The organism is Streptomyces sp. NPDC002690, from assembly GCF_053592415.1.
This window is the reverse complement of the sequence record NZ_JBSFVR010000103.1, coordinates 1-21,993: the sequence shown is the minus strand read 5'-3', so window position 1 is coordinate 21,993 and position 21,993 is coordinate 1. Positions and strand designations below refer to the sequence as shown.

The window sequence follows — 21,993 nt, the reverse complement described above, 5'->3', positions numbered from 1 at the left end:
CGGTGCTGTCGCGGCCGGCGGCGGCACCGGCGCTTCCGGTGTCTTCGGCGTCTCCCGCTTTTTCGGTACGTGCGGGCTCGGTGGGGTCACCGGTGGGTTCCGGCGTGGAGCCGGAGCCGCCTGGCTGCGAGTCGGCATCGGAGGCGTCCGCCGCCCTGGATGGCTGCACGCCCTGCTCCTTCGTCGCATCTGGTCGCTCTTCGTGTTCTCGTATCACCGGTCACCGCCCGCACGATGGTGGCACGGCGCAAGGACACGCGGAGCCATCAGGGTGCACTGCCCGCGCGCGCGAGGGGAAGGATTCGCTCCTTTGCCCGCGTGCGCGCTCCCGGCCCGCGGGGTGCGCGCACGCCCCGCCGGGACCGGCGGGAATGTCCGGACGGCCGCCCCGGTGTCGGTGGCGTACGGCAAGATGGGACGGATGAGACAGGACCGGACGCCCCGCGACGCCGCGGACGACGGCACTCGCCGCAGCCCGTCCGCCGGGGACCGCACCGCCGGTGCGCCCGGGGCGCAGGCCCACGCCGAGCTTCCGGAATACGCCGAGCGGGTTCTCGACGTCGCCGACCTGGTCCCGCCCGGCCACGTCATGACCTACGGCGACGTCGCCGAGTGGCTGGGCGACGGCGGACCGCGCCAGGTCGGCCGGGTGATGGCGCTCTACGGATCGGCGGTGCCCTGGTGGCGCGTCGTGCGGTCGGACGGCACGCTCCTGCCCGGGCATGAACTGCGCGCACTGGCGCGCTACCGCGACGAGGGCACGCCACTGCGCGACGCCGCCCGGTCGGCGGACGGGCATCTGCCGCGGATCGACATGCGGCGCGCACGGTGGGACGGCAGGACCGGGAGGCCCGACGGGAATGCCGGACCGGACAGGGGCGAGGAAGCTCACACCTGACAGCTTCGGCCATCGGAGCCCGGCAACCGCCCTCCTCCGGCCCCGTATCCCGCGCGTCGCCGGACCGGACCGGAGGGACCGGCGAGACCGGAGACACCCCCGGCCGCCCGCCTCGCGCCGGACACGTGACGAGTGACGCAGCCGACCCGCGTCCGCCCGCGCCCCCACTGGCGTAGCGTCGAAGCCCGGCGCGGCCCCGAGCCGTCGCCGCACCGTGTTCATCCGCGCACCCCTCCGTACCTCTCAGCCTCTCTTCGAACAGCCCGCTGAACCGCCCCACCGACCGCCCCACCGACCGCCCCGCTGAACCGCCCGCCGAACCGCTACGACCCGACCCGGCCGTCCCCGGTCGTGACCGTCCACCGCCCGGCGGGACGGCCGCCGCGACGGGCGGCGCACCACCAGGCGGCGCACCACCGACAGGACCGGCGAACCATTGAGCTCCTCCTCCACCACCCGGCAGGACCCGCCCCGCGAAGCGCGACGGCGGGCGCCGGGCGCGTACCGGCTGGTGCGCACGCCCCCCGGGTCCGTGGAGCCCCCTGTGCTGGACGCGGCGCAGCGCGCGGTGGTTGACCACCCGGGCGGGCCGTTGCTGGTGCTCGCCGGGCCCGGCACGGGCAAGACCACGACGCTCGTGGAGTCCGTCGCCGCGCGCGTGGCCGCCGGTACGGAACCCGCCCGCATCCTCGTCCTCACCTTCAGCCGCAAGGCCGCCGTGGAACTGCGCGACCGGATGGCGGCCCGGCTGGGCGCGGCGCGCGGCCCGCAGGCCACCACCTTCCACTCGTACTGCTACGCCCTGGTCCGCGCCCACCAGGACGCCGACCTGTTCGCCGACCCGCTGCGCCTGCTCTCCGGACCCGAACAGGACGTCACCGTCCGCGAACTGCTCGCGGGCCAGCTCGACCTGGAGAAGTCCGGCCTCGCCCACGTCCGCTGGCCCGACGAACTGCGCGCCTGCCTGACCACTCGCGGCTTCGCCGACGAGGTGCGTGCCGTCCTGGCCCGCAGCCGTGAGCTGGGACTCGGCGCGGACGCCCTGGCCGACTTCGCCCGCAGGACCGGCCGCCCGGACTGGGGTGCGGCGGCCCAGTTCCTCGCGGAGTACCTCGACGTCCTCGACGCTCAGGGCGTCCTCGACTACGCCGAGCTGGTCCACCGCGCGGTCCTGCTCGCCGAGCGCCCCGAGGTCGCGGAGCGACTGGCGGGGGAGTACGACGCCGTGTACGTCGACGAGTACCAGGACACCGACCCGGCCCAGGTGCGGCTGCTGCACGCGCTGGCCGGCAACCGTGTGGGGCGTACGCCGGGTGGAACCGGCACCGGTCCGGGCGCGGGCACGCACGCCGGAGGCCGTACCGGGACGAGTGCCGGGGTGCGGGCCGGTGCGCGGGCGGCGGCGCCGGGCGGCGGCCGGACACTGATCGCGTTCGGCGACCCGGACCAGTCCATCTACGCCTTCCGGGGCGCCGACGTGAACGGCATCCTCGACTTCCCCGACACGTTCCCGCGCGCGGACGGGGCGCCCGCGCCGGTGGGTGTCCTCACCACCTCGCGGCGCTCCGGCGCCGGCCTGCTCGCCGCGACCCGGCTGCTCACCCGCCGGATGCCGCTGACCCGGCTGCCCGCCGAGAAGGTGCGCGCCCACCGCGAGCTCTCCGCAGTCCGGGAGGGCGGCCAGGTGGAGGTGTACACCTACCCGACCGCCTCCACCGAACTCGACAACATCGCCGACCTGCTGCGCCGCGCCCATCTGGAGGACGGCGTGCCCTGGAACGAGATGGCCGTACTGGTGCGCGCCGGCGGGCGCTCGATGCCCTCCGTGCGCCGGGCGCTGACCTCGGCCGGGGTACCACTGGAGGTCGACGGCGACGACCTCCCGCTCCGCCACGAACCCGCCGTCGCCCCGCTGCTGACCGCCCTGCGCGCGGTGGCGGAGGACGCCCTGCGGCAGCCGGCCGCCGGTGGCGCCGACGCAGCCGGGGCCGGTAAGGCCGGTCGCCCGGCTGCCCCGTCCTCGGGTGTCCCGGGCGTCCTGGACGAGGAGACCGCCCTCACCCTGCTCACCTCCCCGCTCGGCGCCATGGACGCCGCCGACCTGCGCCGCCTCGGCCGGGCCCTGCGGGACGACGAGCGGGCCGCCGGCAACCGCGTACCGCCGCCGTCGGGGGAACTGCTCGCGCTGGCCCTCGCCGAACCCGAACGCCTCGCCACCCACGACCCCGCCCACGCCCGGGGCGCCCAGCGCCTCGGCACCCTGCTGATCCGGGCCCGGACACTGCTCCAGGAAGGGGGCACCGCCGAGGAGGCACTCTGGACCCTCTGGAACGGCACCCCCTGGCCCAGCCGCCTGGAGCGCGCCGCGCTGCGCGGGGGCGCGAGCGGCCGCAACGCCGACCGGGACCTGGACGCCGTGTGCGCCCTCTTCGAGACCGCCGCGCGCGCCGAGGAACGCACCGGCGGGCGCGGTGCGCTCAACTTCCTGGAAGAGGTGGACGCCCAGGACATCGCCGCCGACACCCTGTCCCGCCGGGTCGCCCGGCCCGACGCCGTCCGGCTGATGACCGCCCACCGCTCCAAAGGACTGGAGTGGCGGCTCGTCGTGGTCGCAGGAGTACAGGAAGGGCTCTGGCCCGACCTGCGCCGCCGGGGCTCCCTGCTGGAGGCCGACCGGATCGGCCGCGACGGACTCGCCGAACCCCTCTCTCCGGGCGCGCTCCTCACCGAGGAACGCCGGCTCTTCTACGTCGCCGCGACCCGTGCCCGCGAACGCCTGATCGTCACCGCGGTCAAGGCACCGGCCGACGACGGCGACCAGCCGTCCCGGTTCCTGGCCGAACTGGGCGTCGAACCCCGCGACGTCACGGGCCGGCCCCGCAGGCCGCTCGCCGTCGCCGCGCTCGTCGCCGAACTGCGCGCCACCACCGTGGACCCCGCCGCCTCCGACGCCCTGCGGGAGGCCGCCGCCCGGCGCCTCGCCCGGCTCGCCGCGCTCACCGACGACGAGGACCGCCCGCTGGTGCCCGCCGCCCACCCGCACCGCTGGTGGGGCGTCGACGAGCCGACCCGCTCCGCCGTCCCGCTCCGCGACCGGGACCAGCCCGTCGTGCTGTCGGGCAGCGCCCTCGACCAGCTCGCCCACACCTGCGCGCTCCAGTGGTTCCTCGGCCGCGAGGTCAAGGCCGACGCCCCCGCCACCGCCGCCCAGGGCTTCGGCAACGTCATCCACGTACTCGCCGACGAGGTGGCCTCCGGCCGTACCCCCGCCGACCTGGACGTCCTCATGGAACGGCTCGACACCGTCTGGAACGGCCTGGCCTTCGACGCCCCCTGGAAATCCGACCAGGAGAAGGGCCAGGCCCGCGCCGCCCTCGAACGCTTCCTCCACTGGCACGTCATGGACCGCTCCGGCCGGACCCCCGTCGCCGGGGAGCACGGATTCGACGTGACCCTCGAAGCGGGGGAGTACGCCGTCCGCATCCGGGGCTCCATGGACCGTGTCGAACGCGATGCCGAGGACCGGGCGTACGTCGTCGACTTCAAGACCGGCAAGCAGGCGCCCACCAAGGACGAGGTGGCCCGCCACCCCCAGCTCGCCGTCTACCAGCTGGCCGTCCGCGAAGGCGCCGTGGACGAGGTCTTCGGCGGCCTGCGCCCCGAACCCGGCGGCGCCGAACTCGTCCAGCTGCGCCGCCCCGCCCCCGTACGCGAAGGCGGGGAGACCTCGCCCCAGGTGCAGGCCCAGCAACCGCTCGCCGGGGAGTGGGTCTCCGACCTGCTCGCCACCGCCGCCGGACGGGTGCTCGACGAGCGCTTCACCCCGACGACCGGCACGCACTGCGGCCACTGCTCCTTCCGCGCCTCGTGCAGCGCCCAGCCCGAGGGGAAGCACGTGGTGGAGTGACGGTGGCCACGGCCCCGTCCCCGCAGGCCTTACGGCCCATGGGGGAGTGACGACGGGCCGGGACACGATGTCGGCGCGCCCGGTTACCGTTCTGGGGTGTCCTCACGTCTCACCGATCCCGAGCAGCTCAAGGAGCTGCTGGGCATCCCCTTCACCCCGGAGCAGACGGCCTGCATCACCGCGCCGCCCGCCCCGCAGGTGATCGTGGCCGGAGCCGGCTCCGGCAAGACGACCGTGATGGCCGCCCGCGTGGTCTGGCTGGTCGGCACCGGCCAGGTCGCCCCCGAACAGGTCCTCGGCCTCACCTTCACCAACAAGGCCGCGGGCGAACTCGCCGAGCGCGTCCGCAAGGCCCTGGTCGCCGCCGGGGTCACCGACCCCGACGCCATCGACCCGGACAACCCGCCCGGCGAGCCGAGCATCTCCACGTACCACGCCTTCGCCGGCCGCCTCCTCACCGACCACGGGCTGCGGATAGGGCTCGAACCCACCACCCGGCTGCTCGCCGACGCCACCCGTTACCAGCTCGCCGCCCGCGTGCTGCGCGACGCCCCGGGCCCCTACCCGGAGCTCACCCACTCCTTCCCCACCCTGGTCGGCGACCTCCTCGCACTCGACGCCGAGCTCGCCGAGCACCTGGTCGAGCCGGACGCCCTCGCCGCTCACGACACCGGCCTCCTCCGTACGCTCGAAGGCGCCAAGCTCTCCAACGAGCAGCTGCGCAAACTCCCCGCCACCGCGCGGGCCCGGGGCGAACTCCTCACCCTCACCGAGCGGTACCGGCAGGCCAAACGCGGCCGGGACCTCGTCGACTTCGGCGACCAGATCGCCCTCTCCGCCGAACTGGCCCTCACCCGGCCCGAGGTCGGCGCCCTGCTGCGCGACGAGTTCCGGGTGGTCCTCCTGGACGAGTACCAGGACACCTCCGTCGCCCAGCGGCTGCTGCTGTCCGCCCTCTTCGGCCACGGCCCGGCCGGCCGTACCGGCCACGCCGTCACCGCCGTCGGCGACCCCTGCCAGGCCATCTACGGCTGGCGCGGCGCCTCCGTCGCCAACCTCGACGACTTCCCCCAGCACTTCCCGCACGCCGACGGCACCCCCGCCGCCCGCCACAGCCTCAGCGAGAACCGCCGCAGTGGCGGACGCCTCCTCCAGCTCGCCAACGGCCTCGCCGAACCGCTGCGCGCCCGGCACGAGGGGGTCGAGGCGCTGCGCCCCGCCCCCGGGGCCGAGCACGACGGCATGGTCCGCTGCGCCCTGCTCCGGACCCACGCCGAGGAGATCCACTGGCTCGCCGACTCCCTCGCCCACCTCGTGAGGACCGGCACCCAGCCCGCCGAGATCGCCGTGCTCTGCCGCACCGCCTCCGACTTCCCGCAGATCCAGGCCGCGCTGGTGGCCCGTGACGTCCCCGTCGAGGTCGTCGGCCTGTCCGGACTGCTCCACCTTCCTGAGGTCGCCGACCTGGTCGCCGTCTGCGAGGTCCTCCAGGACCCCGGGGCCAACGCCTCCCTGGTCCGGCTGCTCACCGGCCCGCGCTGGCGCATCGGCCCCCGTGACCTCGCCCTCCTCGGCCGCCGGGCCCGCCTCCTCGTCCACCGGGCCTCCTCGGGCGACGGAGACGCCGACGCCGACCTGCGGCTCGCCGAAGCCGTGGAGGGCACCGACCCGGCCGAGGTCGTCTCGCTGGCCGACGCCCTGGACACCTTCCTCGACCGGGGCGGCGACGAGGACGACGGCCTGCCCTTCTCCGCCGAGGCCCGGGTCCGGTTCGCCCGCCTCGCCGCCGAACTGCGCGACCTGCGCCGCTCGCTGGCCGACCCGCTGATGGACGTACTGCACCGGGTCCTCGCCACCACCGGACTCGAAGTCGAACTGTCCGCCTCCCCGCACGCGCTCGCCGCCCGCCGCCGTGAGACCCTCGCCAACTTCCTCGACGTCGCGGCCGGATTCGCCTCGCTGGACGGCGAGGCCACCCTCCTCGCGTTCCTCGGCTTCCTGCGCACCGCCGCCCAGTACGAGAAGGGGCTCGACAACGCCCTGCCCGGCGGCGAGAACACCGTCAAGGTGCTCACCGCCCACAAGTCCAAGGGGCTGGAGTGGGACGTGGTCGCCGTACCCGGCCTGGTCACCGGCCAGTTCCCCAGCAGCCGAGCCCGCGAGTCCTGGACCTCCCAGGCGCAGGTGCTCCCGCACGCCCTGCGCGGCGACGCGGCCACCCTCCCGGCGCTGGACGCCTACGACGCCAAGGCACTCAAGGCGTACCAGCAGGAGATGAAGGAGCACCAGCACACCGAGGAACTCCGGCTCGGGTACGTCACCTTCACCCGCCCCCGTTCCCTGCTGCTCGGCTCCGGCCACTGGTGGGGCCCCTCGCAGAAGAAGACCCGCGGCCCCTCGGTCTTCCTGGACGCGCTGTACGAGCACTGCGTCGCCGGACACGGCGAGATCGAGGTCTGGGCGGACGAGCCGGAGGCCGACGAGGAGAACCCGGCCCTCGCCGCCCCGGACGCCGACATCGCCTGGCCGCTGCCCCTGGACGCCGCCGCGACCGCCCGCCGCCGCGCCGCCCGCGACACGGTCCTCGCCCACCTGGACGCCTGGGCGGGCGCGGAAGCGCTCCCGCACGCCGAGCCGGAGCCCGAGCCCGCATCGGTCGAAGGCGACGAGGAGCCCTACGGCGACCCCGACGGCGAGCCGGACTGGGACGCCCTCGCCACCGACCGGGACTCCCTGGCCACCGACCGGCCGGAGACGCCCGGTTCCACCGAGGCCCCCGCCGGCCCCCTCCCGTACATCCCGCCCGCCCGGCACCCCGGCGAGCCGACCCCCGAGGAGAGCCGCACCATCGCCTCCTGGGACCGCGACCTCGACGCCCTCGCGGGTGAGCTGCGCCGGGCCCGCGCCACCGTGCGGGACGTCGTCGTACCCGCCTCGCTCTCCGCCACCCAGCTGCTCCTCCTCGCCGAGGACCCCGACGCCTTCGCGCGCGAGCTGGCCCGCCCCATGCCCCGCCCGCCGCAGCCCGCCGCCCGCCGGGGCACCCGCTTCCACGCCTGGGTCGAGTCCCGCTGGGAGGAGCTCCCGCTGCCGATGCTCGGCCTCGACGAACTCCCGGGCGGTGGCGACGGCTACGACGACATCGACATCGCGGACGAGCGCGAGCTCGCCGAACTGAAGGAGGCGTTCGAACGGACCGAGTACGCCCGCCGCACCCCGTACCGGGTCGAGACCCCCTTCCAGATCTCGCTCGCCGGCCGGATCGTCCGGGGCCGGATCGACGCCGTGTACCGCGCGGAAGACGGCGGCTACGAGATCGTCGACTGGAAGACCAGCCGGCACCGCACCGCCGACCCGCTCCAGCTCGCCGTCTACCGGCTCGCCTGGGCCGAACTCCACGACCTGCCGATCGAATCCGTCACAGCGACCTTCCTCTACGTACGCACCGGGGAGACCGTCCGGCCCCGCTCCCTGCCCGGCCGCCCGGAGCTGGAGCGACTGCTGCTGGACGAGCCACCCGCGCGAGCCCGTTAGGCTCAATGGCATGAGCGACACCCCGGACAGCGCCGTCCAGCCGTACATCGAGCAGCACCGCGAGTCCTTCCTCGAAGACCTCGCCGCATGGCTCCGTATCCCCTCCGTCTCGGCCCAGCCGGAGCACGCCGGGGACGTACGACGCAGCGCCGCATGGCTGTCCGACAAGCTCAGGGACACGGGCTTTCCGGTCGCGGAGGTCTGGGAGACGCCCGGCGCACCGGCCGTCTTCGCCGAGTGGCCCTCCGACGACCCCGAGGCCCCCGTCGTCCTGGTCTACGGCCACCACGACGTGCAGCCGGCGACGCGCGAAGACGGCTGGCACACCGACCCGTTCGAACCGGTCGTCAGGGACGGCCGGATGTACGGACGGGGCGCCGCGGACGACAAGGGCCAGGTGTTCTTCCACACACTCGGCGTCCGCGCCCACCTCGCCGCGACCGGCCGCACCACCCCGGCCGTCCACCTCAAGCTCCTGATCGAGGGCGAGGAGGAGTCCGGCTCCCCGCACTTCCGGGCCCTGGTCGAGGACCGTGCCGACCGCCTCGCCGCCGACGTCGTGATCGTTTCCGACACCGGCATGTGGGACGAGGACACCCCGACCGTCTGCACCGGCATGCGCGGCCTCGCCGAATGCGAGATCGAGTTGTACGGCCCCGAGCAGGACATTCACTCCGGATCGTTCGGCGGTGCCGTCCCCAACCCCGCGACCGAGGTGGCCCGGCTGGTCGCGGCCCTCCACGACGAGCACGGCCGCGTCACCGTCCCCGGGTTCTACGACGGTGTGGCCGAGCTCACCGACACCGAGCGCGCCCTCTTCGCCGAACTCCCCTTCGACGAGTCCACCTGGCTGCGGACCGCCAAGTCCACCGCCGCCTCCGGCGAGGACGGCTACTCCACCCTCGAACGCGTCTGGGCCCGCCCCACCGCCGAGGTCAACGGCATCGGCGGCGGCTACCAGGGCGCCGGCAGCAAGACGATCATCCCCGCCTCCGCCCTGGTCAAGATCAGCTTCCGGCTGGTCGACGGCCAGGAACCGGACCGGGTGGAGAAGCTCGTACGCACCTGGGCCGAGGAACGGATGCCCGCAGGCATCGGCCACCGGATCACCTTCGTGCCCGCGACCCGTCCTTGTCTGACCCCGCTCGACCACCCCGCCCTCCAGGCACTGGCCCGGGCCATGGGACGGGCGTTCGGCAAGAAGATCCTCTTCACCCGCGAAGGGGGCTCCGGCCCCGCCGCCGACCTGAGGGACGTGCTCGGCGCACCCGTCCTCTTCCTCGGCATCTCCGTACCGTCCGACGGCTGGCACGCGCCCGACGAGAAAATCGAGCTCGGCCTCCTTTTCAAGGGCGTGGAGACCACCGCCCACCTCTGGGGTGAGCTGGCCGCCGCACTCCGCCGAAACAACTGAGTACCCGATCCGCCCCGGGGGAGTAGGAAGACAAGCACTGTGAGTACCTTCGACACCGACCACACCGACCGTCCCATCGGCCTCACCGCACCGAGCGGCATCGACCGCGCGGCCCACCACCGTCTGGACGAGGCGTGGCTCGCCGTCGCCTGGAGCCACCCCACCACCAAGGTCTTCGTCGTCTCCGGCGGCCAGGTACTGGTCGACGACACCGCCGACGGCGGCACCGAGATCGTCATGACACCGGCCTTCGAGGCCCCCATGACGGAGACCCACCGCTACTTCCTCGGCACCGACGGGGACGGCGTCAGCTACTTCGCCCTCCAGAAGGACTCCCTGCCCGGACGCATGGACCAGCAGGCCCGGCCCGCCGGACTGCGCGAAGCGGGTCTGCTGCTCAGCGACCGGGACGCCGGTCTCATGGTCCACGCGGTGGCCCTGGAGAACTGGCAGCGACTGCACCGCTTCTGCTCCCGCTGCGGCGAGCGCACCATGATCGCGGCGGCCGGGCACATCCGCCGCTGCCAGGCCTGTGGCGCCGAGCACTACCCCCGTACCGACCCCGCCGTGATCATGCTGGTCATCGACGACCAGGACCGTGCCCTCCTCGGCCGCCAGGTGCACTGGCCCGAGGGCCGGTTCTCGACCCTCGCCGGGTTCGTGGAGCCGGGCGAGTCGATAGAGCAGTCCGTCGCCCGCGAGGTGCTGGAAGAAGCCGGGATCACCATCGGCGACGTCGAGTACGTCGCCAGCCAGCCCTGGCCCTTCCCCTCCAGCCTGATGCTCGGCTTCATGGCACGGGCGACCACGTCGAAGATCGACGTCGACGGCGACGAGATCGAGGAAGCCCGCTGGTTCTCCCGCGACGAACTGACGGAGGCCTTCGAGTCGGGTGCGGTACTGCCTCCGAACGGCATCTCCATCGCCGCCCGGCTCATCGAGATGTGGTACGGCAAGCCGCTCCCGAAGGTCCGCCCGCTGGGCTGAGGCAGCCACCTGCGTCCGGCGCGGTGAGGCCGGGCGGACGGGCGGTCCGGCGGAGGGCGTCCGGTGAAGGGCGCCCGGCGGAGGGTCTCCGGCCGTCCTGCGCCGGTCGTCCCCGCCCTGGCCGGAGCGCCGCGGCGCCGGCCCGCTCACCACACAGCGAACGAGGCCCCCGCCGGGTCACTCACCGGCGGGGGCCTCGTTCACCGTGTTACGGGTGTTACGGGTGTTACGGGTGTTACGGGTGTTACGGGTGTTGCGGGTTCGGCGGTCAGGCGCCGAGCGCCTGCTTCACCTGGGCGAGGCTGGGGTTGGTCATGACGACCTCGGAGCCGCCCTGCGCGGGAACGATCCGGACGGTGGGAACCGTCTGGTTTCCGCCGTTCGCCTTCTCGACGAAGGCGGCCGACTCCGGGTCCAGCTCGATGTTGATCTCGGTGTACCCGATGCCTTCGCGGTCCATCTGGCCCTTGAGGCGGCGGCAGTAGCCGCACCACGTGGTGCTGTACATCGTCACAGTGCCCGGCATGTCGCTGGTGCTCCTCTGGTCGTCTCGTCCGATTCGCCGCACGCCCGAAGCCGGAAAAGGCCGAAAAGGTGCGGTCTACCGGGCCTCCGCACCACGCACCCGTACCGGGAACGCGGTCGTGGGACCCGCTCGGACAACGCGCGGGCCTCTGCGACCATTCCCGCGCCAGGTGCGGCGCACCCTTTCCGCCGTCCCCGGCCCCCTTGTCTCTCCAGGCCCGGTCCCGCGGCCGACCGGTCCGCCCCCGGGGGAGCCTCACTCCTGGCTGGACAGCGGAGCCCGCAACTCCCCGCGGAGCCGGGCCGAGGTGTCGAGGGGCAGTCCCACGGCGGCGTGGCGGAGCTGCCCCGCGAAGCCGGCTATGAGATCGAGGTCACGGAGCTGACGCCGCAGTTCGCAGGCGAGCGCTTCGTCCGTGTCGGCGAGGAGGCCGACACCTTCGTCTCCGTCGTCCGCCCTCTCGGCGAGGTCCTGAAGATGCTGATCGACGGCTTCCACCGCCCGCTCACCGGTCCACACGGCGAAGTCCCGGCAGCCGAACAGGTAGGCGTGCGCGGCGTGCAACGTCGCCGCCGCGGCTGACTCGTCCGCCTCGTCCGGTCCGTTCTGGCCATCGTTGTGGCAGTACTCGCTGAGCATGTACGCGGCGACGCCCCGGTTGACCGCCGAGAAGGCCGACGGGTCACCGAGAACGCCGTCCCACACGGAATCCAGCAGGGGGCGCAGGCTCAGGGTGAACGGCGCACGCTCGTCCTCGGGCAACGCCTCGTGCCGGCGCATGAGGCGCTCCGCGACCGCGGCGGCGAAGACGCCGCGCTCACCGGCCGACACCGTCGCCAGCCGCTCTTCGACCTGCGCCGAGAGCTTCTGCCACACGTCCACGCGACCTCCCCGGAGTCGGGTACGGGCCCGCTCGGGCCGACCATGAGGATCTTCCCATCCACCACCGACAGCGCCCCGGGCGAGCCCGGTGACCTGCTGTTCCGTGCGGCCGCACGTCGGCGAAGGCCGTCGTTCCCCTGCGGCCGGTGCCGGCGGACCGGCCGGGCGCTCCGGTACGACGGATGCGTCACCCCTGTGGACAACGATTCCGGTGGCCGCCGGCGACCTGGCAGCATGGCAGGGTGACAGCAGCAACGCATTCCACCCTCTTCCCCCAGGTGCCCGAGTCCCCGGACGCGGTCCTGGACGGGCTCGATCCCGAACAGCGCGAGGTCGCCCTCGCCCTGCACGGGCCGGTGTGCGTGCTGGCCGGAGCGGGCACGGGCAAGACGCGCGCGATCACCCACCGCATCGCGTACGGCGTCCGCGCCGGGATCCTCCAGCCGTCCACCGTGCTGGCCGTCACGTTCACCAACCGCGCCGCCGGGGAGATGCGCGGACGCCTCCGCCAGCTCGGCGCCTCGGGCGTGCAGGCGCGGACGTTCCACTCCGCCGCGCTGCGCCAGCTCCAGTACTTCTGGCCGAAAGCAGTCGGTGGCGATCTTCCCCGGCTGCTGGAGCGCAAGGTGCAGCTGGTCGCCGAGGCGGCGGCCCGCTGCGAGATCCGTCTCGACCGCAACGAACTCCGTGACGCCACGAGCGAGATCGAGTGGTCCAAGGTCACCCAGACCGTTCCGGCCGACTACCCGGCAGCCGTGGCCAAGAGCCTCCGCGACGCCCCCCGCGATCCCGCGGAGCTCGCCAAGATCTACGCGACGTACGAACAGCTGAAGCGCGACCGGTCCGTGATCGACTTCGAGGACGTGCTGCTGCTCACCGTCGCGATCCTCCAGGACCGCAAGGACATCGCCGAGAACGTCCGCGCCCAGTACCAGCATTTCGTGGTCGACGAGTACCAGGACGTCAGCCCGCTCCAGCAGCGGCTGCTCGACCTCTGGGTCGGCGGCCGGGACAACCTCTGCGTCGTCGGCGACGCCAGCCAGACGATCTACTCCTTCACCGGCGCCACCCCCGACCACCTGCTGAACTTCCGTACCGCCCACCCGAACGCCACCGTGGTCAAGCTGGTCCGGGACTACCGCTCCACCCCGCAGGTCGTCCACCTCGCCAACGGGCTGCTGCGCCAGGCGAGCGGACGGGCCGCCGAGCACCGCCTCGAACTCGTCTCCCAGCGCGACAAGGGTCCGGAGCCCGTCTACACGGAGTACGCGGACGAGCCGGCCGAGGCCGAGGGGACCGCTCGCCGTATCCGCGACCTCATCGCCGCAGGCGTCCCGGCGGGGGAGATCGCCGTCCTCTACCGGGTGAATTCCCAGTCGGGGGTGTACGAGCAGGCGCTCGCCGACGCCGGAGTGCCCTACCAGCTGCGCGGGGCCGAGCGGTTCTTCGAACGCCGCGAGGTCCGTGAGGCGTGGGTGGCCCTGCGGGGTGCCGCCCGGGCGGGAGGGAACGACTCCCTGCTCGACGGCGCCGAAGGGCTGCCCTCCCAGGTGCGGGCCGTGCTCTCCACCCAGGGCTGGTCGCACCGGCCGCCCGCCGGCTCCGGGGCGGTGCGCGACCGGTGGGAGTCGCTGGCCGCGCTGGTCCGGCTGGCGGAGGACTTCGAAGCCGCGAAGCCCGGCGCGACGCTCGCCGATCTCGTGCGGGAGCTCGACGAGCGCGCCGCCGCCCAGCACGCGCCGACCGTCCAGGGCGTCACCCTGGCCTCCTTGCACGCGGCCAAGGGGCTGGAGTGGGACGCGGTGTTCCTGGTCGGGCTGACCGAGGGCATGATGCCGATCGCCTACGCCAGGACCGACGAGCAGGTCGAGGAGGAGCGTCGCCTGCTGTACGTCGGGATCACTCGCGCCCGCTTCCACCTCGCGCTCTCCTGGGCGGTCTCACGTTCGCCGGGAGGCCGGGCCGGCCGTCGGCCCACCCGTTTCCTCAACGGACTCCGGAGCGGCTCCGGAGCGAGTGCCCGGGGCGGAGCCGGAGGGGGCGGAGGCATCGATCGCGGTACGGGCACGGGCGGCGCCACGACCTCGCGCACCGAGAGCACCGTCCAGCGCAAGAAGTGGGGCCCGGTGCGGTGCCGGGTCTGCGGCCGGACCCTGACCGAGGCCGGCGAGATGAAACTGATGCGCTGCGAGGACTGCCCCTCCGACATGGACGAGGCGCTCTACGAACGGCTCCGCACCTGGCGGGCCGCCCGGGCCGGGGAGCTCTCCCAGCCCGCCTGGTGCGTGTTCACCGACAAGACCCTGATGGCCATCGCGGAGGCCGTCCCCGGCAACGAGCGCGAACTCGTGACCATCGCAGGTGTCGGGAACCGCAAGATGGGCCGGTTCGGCAGCGATGTACTGGCCATCTGCGCAGGTGAGCCCCTGGATGGGGAAGATCGCGAGGGCTTCGGCGAAAGCTGAGGGAAACTCGTCGGAAAAATAGTTTGCGCCCGTGCCAGTCGTCACCATAGGTTCTTAACCACGGAAACAGCGGCTTCTCCGAAGCCCACCTTCCGTGCTGTACTTGTCCGTACCCATCCGAATAAGCAGGACCGGCTCCGGCCGGTCCCCCGAGACGCCGAGAGGAGGCGATTCCAGTGATCAGCATCATCAAGAACGTCAAAATGACCGATCGCCCCGTCGTCTCCGCATGCTCACTCGGCCTTCTCGGCTCCTCGGATGTCTCGCTTCTCGGCACCGGTCTGTCCGGCATTTCCGCCGTGCGTCCGCTGCCTCTGGCATCCCTGCCGGTAGTCCGAGAGCGCAATGAGCGACCGATCCAGGCATCGGCGGCAGCAGGAGCGAAGGCGGATAAGGCCCAGGCCTATGCCTTTGCGGCAGCCGGTGCCGGATTGAGCAAGCAGCAGACGACGTACCACCACACGATGTGGGCCTTCCGTGGGCCTGAACCCTGGAGCGATCCAGCCTGATCCAGCATCAGGCCGGCGCCTTCAGGGCCGCGGAACCCCACTCGGGATCCGCGGCCCTTTTGTTTTGTCCGAACGGATGAGACGGAACGAAGGAGCCTCGGGACGCAGTACCTGGTACCAGCCGACAACCGGCAAACAGCCGGAACGACCAGACGAGGACACCACCCACCGTGCAACTCGAAGCGCACGCCCCGTCCGTACCGCCTTCCCCCTCGATCGCCCCGCCCGGTTCCACGGAGGACCCCACCTTGTTGCCCCTCACCACCCTCACCGCTCTCGACGACGCCATCGAGAAGCTCGGTACCCCGGTGCCCTGCCGCTCCTACGACCCCGAGGTCTTCTTCGCCGAGTCGCCCACCGACGTCGAGTACGCCAAGTCCCTCTGCCGGACCTGTCCGCTCGTCGAGGCATGCCTCGCCGGCGCCCAGGAGCGCCGCGAGCCCTGGGGCGTCTGGGGCGGCGAGCTCTTCGTCCAGGGTGTCGTCGTCGCCCGGAAGCGGCCCCGCGGCCGTCCGCGCAAGAACCCGGTCGCGGCGTGATCGCCGACCTGGGAGCCATGGCTCCCGCAGTACTGAACCTGGTCGGCACCATCGACCGCCCCCACACTCATGACCCGCGAAATCAGGCACCCATGACCACCCCCACGAAGGAGCCCGTCGGCTCCGCCACGCTCGACGTCACGAACTCCGGCGCGAACGACTCGGTCAAGAACAGGAACCGCGAGATGCAACTCATCCCAGAAGCCCTGGCGCGTGCGCATATGCACGACCGCCTGACCACTGCCGAGGTGGAACGCCGGGCCCTCCGCCTGGTCTCCGCCCGGCGGATGCAGCGCCGGGCGGAGCGCGTGTCCCTGCGCGCCCGCCGCGCGCTCGCCATGGCGGTCATGCAGTAGGCGACAGCGCCTCGGACAAAGGCTCCCGACAAGGTCTCCGACAAGTCCCTCCAGCAGTGGCTCCGGTACGGCACCCGGCAGGAGTCACTCGTCCGGAGCACGACCCTGGGAGCCGGCACCACCACCCCGCCCGCCGGGACCGCCGAAGAGGCAGGCCCGGCGGGCGAGGGTTTTCGCGCGCCGGGGACCTGGGGTTTCGGCCGTGTGTCGGGCGTGCCCCGGTCTCGTTTCCGCCCGTGCGTTCCGCCGCGCCGCCCGCCATCGGCGGAGTTATCGTCACGGCGTGGACGAGCAGACGTATCACCCTCCGATGTCCCAAGTTCCCCACGTGGCCTGCGCGCGATGCGGCGCCATCGCGGGCGCGAGCGCACCACCCACCTGGATGTGCGCGGTGGAGAAGGACGGGCGCCTCTACTTCTGCGAGAACTGCGCCCGCGCCCACATCAGGGCCGTCGAAAGCCGGCTCGACATCGCCTCCTGGTGAGTCCGGGCCGGGGGCCACCCGGGTACGCGAGACCCGACCCACCACCCGGCCCGGGAACATCACTGGCCCCACTGCGCGGCAGGGGTACGAGTCCTGGCCGGGCTGAGGCCGACCGGCCGTCGGCCGCTGGGCGGGGTTTGCCGCATGGGCATGTTCAAGCGGGGCAACGAAGCGAAGAATGCCGGTCAGCCCGGGGACCAGGCTCTGTTGCGTGCGTTGCTCCCGCAGGGCGAGGACATGATCGAACAGCTTGGTCGCGCGCACGTGACCTGGGGTCTCGGCTCGGCGGACCGCTGGGATCTCGACCGGACGACCGGCACGATCACGTGGACCTTCCCCGACAAGACCGCGACGGCCCCGGCGCAGTTACTCGGCAGTTTCAGCTCCACGTCGAACTCCTGGCTGTGGGCTTGGGCGAATCCGAGCATCCTTCGCGGCATGAGTTGCGACGCGCGCGGCTTCCAGGACTGGGCGGAGGCGAACGGCCACTCCGGACTCGCCGAGCCGGAGACCGAGGCGGACGTGACAGCCGCCGCCACCCTCGCGGCCCTGGCCGGTCCGGTCACCGGCTACTACCGGAGCCAGGGCAGCAGCTCCCTGGTCATGACGTTCGGACCGGACACCCTGACGGCGGCGGACGGCAGCGTCTCCAGTCTCCACATCGACGTCGACTGAAGGCCGGCCGGGCCGGACCCGGCGGCCCGCTCGCATGCCGGACAGCCGGACCCGGCGGCCCGCTCGCGTGCCGGACGGCCCGCGGGCGCCTGCAGCCGGACCAGCCCAGCAGCGGTCAGCGCGACAGTCGGCCACCAGTGGTCAGCAGCCGGAAGGCGCTGCCTCTCCCAATCCGACGCCGCCGCACCTCACTCTCCCGCTCCGACGCCGCCCCATCTCACACCTCTTCGGTCTCCCGCTCGGCCCGCCCCTCGGAGTCCCTCCGCGCCTTTCGGCCGGTCGGCTCGTCGGTCGGCACGTGTCCCGTCCGGGTACTCGGGTCTTCCGGGGCGACCGGGGCGACCGGGGCTCCAGGGCGAGCCGGACCGCCCTCCACATCGTTCGCGCCGTCCGGGGACTCCACGCCGTCCGGGCCCGCGCCCACGGCCGCACCACTCGCACCGGTTGCCCCGCCCGCATCCCCCGGCCCACCCGGGTCCGGGAAGCCGGGCAGCCACGCTTCGAGCTCGCCCCGCAGGCGCACCGTCGCGCCCAGCTGGCAGAGCACCCCGATCGTGCTCAGGGTCACCCGGTGTATGAGGAGGTAGGAGGGCGGAAGGTTCAACTGCCTTCCGAGCCGGTGCGCGGGGGAGCGGGGATCGGCGATCCGGGCTGCCTGGGTGCGCAGCCACCCCCGGCTGAAGGCGAACGATTCCACCCGCGCCGGTTCGATGACGGGGAGCAGGTAGTCCAGGACCGCGTCCGGGTCCAGATCCACCGACTCCGGTACGAAACCCGCCCGCCGGAGCAGTTCGTACACCTCCTCCGCCTCGCCGAGCAGCGTCATCCGCAGGGCCTCGCCGATGATCTCGGGCAGCCCGCCCGGCAACCGGTCGACCGTGCCGAAGTCCAGTACTCCGAGCCGCCAACCCCGCGCCTCGCCCGAGCAGGACGGGTCATCCGGCGGTGAGGCATCCGGGCCGTCCGCGGTCGGTTCCTCCCCGGCGGGCGGCAGGAGGCGGAAGTTGCCAGGGTGCGGGTCGGCGTGGAGCAGACCGGTCCGGGCGGGGCCGGAGAAGAGGAAGCGCGAGAGCAACTGGCCCGCCCGGTTTCGCTGCTCCGCAGTCCCCCGGTCGATCACCTCGGACAGCGGGATGCCGTCCATCCACTCCGTCACGAGAACCTGGTCCGACTGGAGCACCACCCCCGGTACGACCACGTCAGGGTCGTCCGCGAACTCGGCCGCGTGTTCCTCCTGCGCACGCGCCTCCAACACGTAGTCCAGCTCCTCCGAGACCCTGTCGCGCATCTCCTTGATCAGCGGCTTGACGTCCAAGCCGGGGATCAACGGCCCGAGGAGCCGCGCGAACCGGCTGAGTTGCGTGAGATCCGACAGCAGTGCCTCGCCGGCACCCGGATACTGCACCTTCACCGCGACATCGCGCCCGTCGTGCCAAACCGCCCGGTGCACCTGGCCGATGGAGGCGGCGGCGGCCGGCTGGTCGTCGAACGAGAGGAAGAGTTCCCGCCAGCCCTCACCGAGCCGCTCCGCGAGCACCCCGTGGACGGTCCGCACCGGCATCGGGGGAGCGGCCTCCTGGAGCTTCGTCAGCGCCGCCCGGTACGGACCGGCCACCTCCTCGGGCAGCGCGGACTCGAACACGGAGAGCGCCTGTCCGAGCTTCATGGCACCGCCCTTCAGCTCCCCCAGGGTCTTGAAGAGCTGGTCCGCCGTCCGCTGCTGCACCTCCCGGGCCACCAGCTCGGCCGGTCTGCCTCCGATCCGTTTGCCCAGGCCCCACGTGGCCCGGCCGGCGAAGCCGAGCGGCAGCGCGGCCAGTTTCGCGGTGCGGGTGACCGCCTTGCGAGGAAGATCGGACATGTGCTCCTCCAGTTCGTGAACTGCGGTGCCGGTGCGCCCTTCGCGTCGATCCGGCGATGGCGGTCACCCGGCCATTGTGTCGTGAGCCGGGGCCGAGGCGGGGGAAAGCGCCCCGGTGGCGCGGGCGGCGCCGCACACACACGCCTGGTGTGGCGCGATCCGTTCGCCGCGCCACTCCATGAGGGGCAGCGCGGCTTCCCAGCGGGCGCCCGTGATCGCCGGCAGTTCGCCGTCCAGGAAGGACAGGGCGTGCGAGGCGGCGAGCCCGGCCACCGCCGCGGACAGTGCGAGGTCGCAGGCGGGCACCGCGCCGCGCCGACCGGTCCGCCACTGCGCCACCATGCGAGGCCACTGCGCGTCCCGGTCCGCCCGGTGCAGGCCCAGACAGCCCGCGCATCCCGTGCCTCCGGGCAGCACCAGCGGGCCCACCACCCCAGTGGCCTCGATCACTCCCGCGTACAGGTGGGGAGTGCCCGAGGAGATCCATGGTTCGGCCGTCCCCGGGTCGGGGGCGTACACCGCGAGTCCGTCGCGAGGGGCGACCACGACCAGGGAGAGGCCGGGGCCGCCGCCCTCCGTCCCCGCGTCCGGCTCGTTCGCGCGCGGCGGAGCTCCGGCGGCCGACCGGCGCACGAGCCGACGGGCCGAGACATCGCGGCGTTCGCCGACCGCCGAGGGCGGGAGGCCACCGGGTGCCACGTCCCAGGGCTCCGTCAGGCCACTGTCCAGCACGTCCACCCGGCCCACCCCCGACCCCGAGAGCAAGGCGGCGATCGCCGCACCGACCCGGCCGGCGCCCCGGACCTGCACGCGCATCGCCCGCCGCGCGGCCAGCCGGCGGACCGCGCTCCCCGGCTCGGGATGCACCACGGAGAGCGAGGCCGCGTCCGGACGCTGCCGGTCCAGCACATCGGCCCGGCGGCGTGAAGCAGCCGCCTCCGTGCCACCCGCGTGCGGATCGTCCAGAAGACCGGCGCCCGCGAGCCGCTCGACGAGCACGTCCACATGGCGCTCCGCCAGATCCAGCGAGCGGGCCTCCTCCTTCAGCAGGGGCAGCCCCCGGGTGCCGTCGAGCAGCTCCAGGAAACTTCCCGTGGCGATATCCAGAGGGCCGAAGGTGACCGCGTGCGCGGGAGTGACCCCGAATTGCACGGTGCTCCGTCCCCGCCAAGCGCGGCGCAGTGCGGGCTTCAGCATCGGATGCATCTCTTTCTCCCTTTTCGGTCGGGGCCGCTCTTCCGGCGGTCGATCACGGACGTGGCAGTTCACGGACGTGGCTGATCATGGATGTGGTTGACGGCGGACATGGTTGACGGGCGGATGTGGCCGGCGACCGATACGGCTCGTCGGCTCGTCGGCGATACAGGGATACGACGGATACGACGGACACAGCGGATCGGCGTGCAGGACTTCGCTCGCCTCTCTCCGCTCACAGAATGCCGTCGGAGCCCGAGACCCGTCGAAAGTTATCCACAGGGGTGGGAATTAGTCGTTCAAATGGTGTGCTTCCTGCGGGGATCGGAGAGGAACCGCAGGAGAGGCGGTACTTCTGCAGGGAACAGCGGGTAACGTCGGGGCGTGCCCGCCGATCCGTCACCCGGCCTCGCCGGGGAGATTCCCGCGCGCTCCGCCGCTGCGCTGCAGCGCGGTGCCACCCGCCCGATCCGCCCGACCGCGACGAGCGCGGTGGAGGTGCGCAGGAGCGACCGGCGCCGCAGGACGGTTTCCGCCTATCGCGAGGGCGACCGCACGATCGTGCTCATCCCCTCCCGGATGTCCGAGGCCGAGGAGCGCCGCTGGGTTGGGGTGATGCTCGACAAACTGGCAGCCCAGGAGAGCCGCCGGGTGCTCGGTGACGGCGCGCTCGTCGAGCGTGCCGCGAGCCTGTCCGTCCAGTACCTCCAAGGCCGGGCCCGGCCGGCTTCGGTGCGGTGGGTCACCAACCAGAACACCCGCTGGGGCTCGTGCACGCCCGCCGAGGGCAGCATCCGCCTCTCGCACCGGCTGCAGGGGATGCCGGAGTACGTGGTCGACTACGTTCTCGTCCACGAACTCGCCCACCTGCTCGTCCCCGGCCACGGACCCGACTTCTGGCGTCTGTTGGAGGCCTATCCGCGTACCGAGCGGGCCCGCGGGTACCTCGAAGGCGTGGTGGCGGCGGACCGGTTGCCTCATCTGCCCACCGCACGGGAGGAGTGACGATCGGTGACTCTGTACCGAGTGTGTACCGACTTGGCTCAATGTCGTAGTTTGCGGATAGCCTGACGCGACGCATTCACATTCGGGATGGGGGACGGTCGTTACGCATGGCCAGGGAATTCCAACGCGGCCACAAGGCCAAGATCAGCGATCTCACGTCAGGGACGGATCTGTACGTAGGTGTGCAGATCGCCGGCCCGGGACTGACCTTCGACATCAGCTGCTTCGGCCTCGACGCCGATGAACAGCTGTCGGACGACCGGTATTTCATCTTCTTCAATCAGCCGAAATCGCCCGAGGAGTCCATTCAGCTGCTCGGCGCGCAGTCCGGTGACACCGAGTCGTTCCGGGTGACGTTGGATCGCATTCCGGCCAACATCCACAAGTTGTCGTTCACGGCGACCGTCGACGGCGCCGGCCAGATGTCCCAGGTCGGCCCCGGATACATCCGGATCGTCGCGGGCGGCGAAGAAGTGGTGCGGTACGCCTTCACCGGTTCCGAATTCACCACCGAACGCGCGGTGATGCTCGGGGACTTCTACCTGAAGGACGTCTGGCGGTTCGCCGCGGTCGGACAGGGGTTCGACGGTGGACTCGACGCCCTCCTGCGCAACTTCGGCGGCGAGGTGGCCGAGGAGGAAGCGCCCGCAGCCCCGCAGCAGGGCGCGCCCTCCTTCGCCCCGCCCGCCCAGGCGTCCGCGCCGCCGGCCTTCGGCGCGCCCGCCGCTCCCCACGCGCCGCAGCCCGCACCGTCGTT

At 72.8% G+C, this 21,993-nt stretch carries 17 protein-coding genes; 13 read left to right on the top strand and 4 right to left on the bottom strand.

Translation table 11 applies throughout. The features are described 5' to 3' along the window. Positions 1–412 precede the first annotated feature (412 nt). The 5 genes from ACWD3D_RS15665 to nudC all read left to right on the top strand — a co-directional run bounded on the left by ACWD3D_RS15665 (position 413) and on the right by nudC (position 10,740). Positions 413–898: an MGMT family protein gene (locus ACWD3D_RS15665; RefSeq protein ID WP_451461411.1), complete on the top strand. Its 486-nt coding sequence runs from the start codon at positions 413–415 to the stop codon at positions 896–898. A 436-nt stretch (positions 899–1,334) separates the two neighbouring features. Next, on the top strand, positions 1,335–4,805 hold the full coding sequence (locus tag ACWD3D_RS15660) for an ATP-dependent helicase (protein ID WP_451461410.1): 3,471 nt from the start codon (positions 1,335–1,337) through the stop codon (positions 4,803–4,805). Between the two features lie 96 nt (positions 4,806–4,901). Further along, a complete protein-coding gene (locus ACWD3D_RS15655; protein WP_451461409.1) occupies positions 4,902–8,339 on the top strand; it encodes an ATP-dependent helicase in 3,438 nt (1,145 codons plus the stop codon). A gap of 10 nt (positions 8,340–8,349) precedes the next feature. Then, positions 8,350–9,753: a dipeptidase gene (locus ACWD3D_RS15650; protein WP_451461408.1), complete on the top strand. Its 1,404-nt coding sequence runs from the start codon at positions 8,350–8,352 to the stop codon at positions 9,751–9,753. A gap of 39 nt (positions 9,754–9,792) precedes the next feature. Then, positions 9,793–10,740, top strand: a complete 948-nt coding sequence (gene nudC / locus ACWD3D_RS15645) for an NAD(+) diphosphatase (protein WP_451461407.1) — start codon at positions 9,793–9,795, stop codon at positions 10,738–10,740. Positions 10,741–11,008: 268 nt separating this feature from the next. On the opposite strand, the gene ACWD3D_RS15640 is transcribed toward nudC, so the two are convergent. Then, a complete protein-coding gene (locus ACWD3D_RS15640; RefSeq protein WP_266708857.1) occupies positions 11,009–11,266 on the bottom strand; it encodes a glutaredoxin domain-containing protein in 258 nt (85 codons plus the stop codon). Positions 11,267–11,521: 255 nt separating this feature from the next. Further along, positions 11,522–12,148, bottom strand: coding sequence for a hypothetical protein (locus ACWD3D_RS15635; protein WP_451461406.1), 627 nt, complete (start codon positions 12,146–12,148; stop codon positions 11,522–11,524). Between the two features lie 242 nt (positions 12,149–12,390). On the opposite strand from ACWD3D_RS15635, the gene ACWD3D_RS15630 reads away from it, so the two are divergent. The 6 genes from ACWD3D_RS15630 (at position 12,391) to ACWD3D_RS15605 (ending at position 17,176) form a co-directional block, all read left to right on the top strand. Beyond that, positions 12,391–14,613, top strand: a complete 2,223-nt coding sequence (locus ACWD3D_RS15630; RefSeq protein WP_451461405.1) for an ATP-dependent DNA helicase UvrD2 — start codon at positions 12,391–12,393, stop codon at positions 14,611–14,613. Between the two features lie 176 nt (positions 14,614–14,789). Next, on the top strand, positions 14,790–15,122 hold the full coding sequence (locus tag ACWD3D_RS15625) for a hypothetical protein (RefSeq protein ID WP_451461404.1): 333 nt from the start codon (positions 14,790–14,792) through the stop codon (positions 15,120–15,122). Between the two features lie 170 nt (positions 15,123–15,292). After that, entirely contained in the window at positions 15,293–15,661 is a 369-nt protein-coding gene (locus ACWD3D_RS15620; protein WP_451461403.1) for a WhiB family transcriptional regulator, read from the top strand. A gap of 32 nt (positions 15,662–15,693) precedes the next feature. Further along, positions 15,694–16,017, top strand: a complete 324-nt coding sequence (locus ACWD3D_RS15615) for a hypothetical protein (protein ID WP_451461412.1) — start codon at positions 15,694–15,696, stop codon at positions 16,015–16,017. 283 nt (positions 16,018–16,300) lie between these two features. After that, entirely contained in the window at positions 16,301–16,501 is a 201-nt protein-coding gene (locus tag ACWD3D_RS15610; RefSeq protein ID WP_451461402.1) for a hypothetical protein, read from the top strand. Positions 16,502–16,645: 144 nt separating this feature from the next. Further along, entirely contained in the window at positions 16,646–17,176 is a 531-nt protein-coding gene (locus ACWD3D_RS15605) for a DUF6882 domain-containing protein (RefSeq protein WP_451461401.1), read from the top strand. Positions 17,177–17,393: 217 nt separating this feature from the next. Here ACWD3D_RS15605 and ACWD3D_RS15600 read toward each other — a convergent pair whose 3' ends face one another. Next, the gene (locus ACWD3D_RS15600) at positions 17,394–19,037 is read right to left on the bottom strand and encodes an ABC1 kinase family protein (protein WP_451461400.1); all 1,644 of its coding nucleotides are present in this window, start codon (positions 19,035–19,037) and stop codon (positions 17,394–17,396) included. A 63-nt stretch (positions 19,038–19,100) separates the two neighbouring features. After that, positions 19,101–20,243 (bottom strand): ThiF family adenylyltransferase, encoded by a 1,143-nt coding sequence (locus ACWD3D_RS15595; RefSeq protein ID WP_451461399.1) that lies wholly within the window; start codon positions 20,241–20,243, stop codon positions 19,101–19,103. Positions 20,244–20,615: 372 nt separating this feature from the next. Between ACWD3D_RS15595 and ACWD3D_RS15590 the strand changes: the two genes are divergently transcribed. Both ACWD3D_RS15590 and ACWD3D_RS15585 read left to right on the top strand, forming a co-directional pair. Further along, positions 20,616–21,236, top strand: coding sequence for a M48 metallopeptidase family protein (locus tag ACWD3D_RS15590; protein ID WP_451461398.1), 621 nt, complete (start codon positions 20,616–20,618; stop codon positions 21,234–21,236). A gap of 107 nt (positions 21,237–21,343) precedes the next feature. Beyond that, a partial coding sequence (locus tag ACWD3D_RS15585) for a TerD family protein (RefSeq protein WP_451461397.1) occupies positions 21,344–21,993 on the top strand: 650 nt, incomplete at its 3' end.

Excerpts from the sequence above, each read along its gene's own strand:
- ACWD3D_RS15595 (WP_451461399.1), bottom strand. The coding sequence starts at position 20,243 with ATGCATCCGATGCTGAAGCCCGCACTGCGCCGCGCTTGGCGGGGACGG.
- ACWD3D_RS15650 (WP_451461408.1), top strand. The coding sequence starts at position 8,350 with ATGAGCGACACCCCGGACAGCGCCGTCCAGCCGTACATCGAGCAGCAC.
- ACWD3D_RS15605 (WP_451461401.1), top strand. The coding sequence starts at position 16,646 with ATGGGCATGTTCAAGCGGGGCAACGAAGCGAAGAATGCCGGTCAGCCC.
- ACWD3D_RS15600 (WP_451461400.1), bottom strand. The coding sequence starts at position 19,037 with ATGTCCGATCTTCCTCGCAAGGCGGTCACCCGCACCGCGAAACTGGCC.
- ACWD3D_RS15665 (WP_451461411.1), top strand. The coding sequence starts at position 413 with ATGGGACGGATGAGACAGGACCGGACGCCCCGCGACGCCGCGGACGAC.
- ACWD3D_RS15640 (WP_266708857.1), bottom strand. The coding sequence starts at position 11,266 with ATGCCGGGCACTGTGACGATGTACAGCACCACGTGGTGCGGCTACTGC.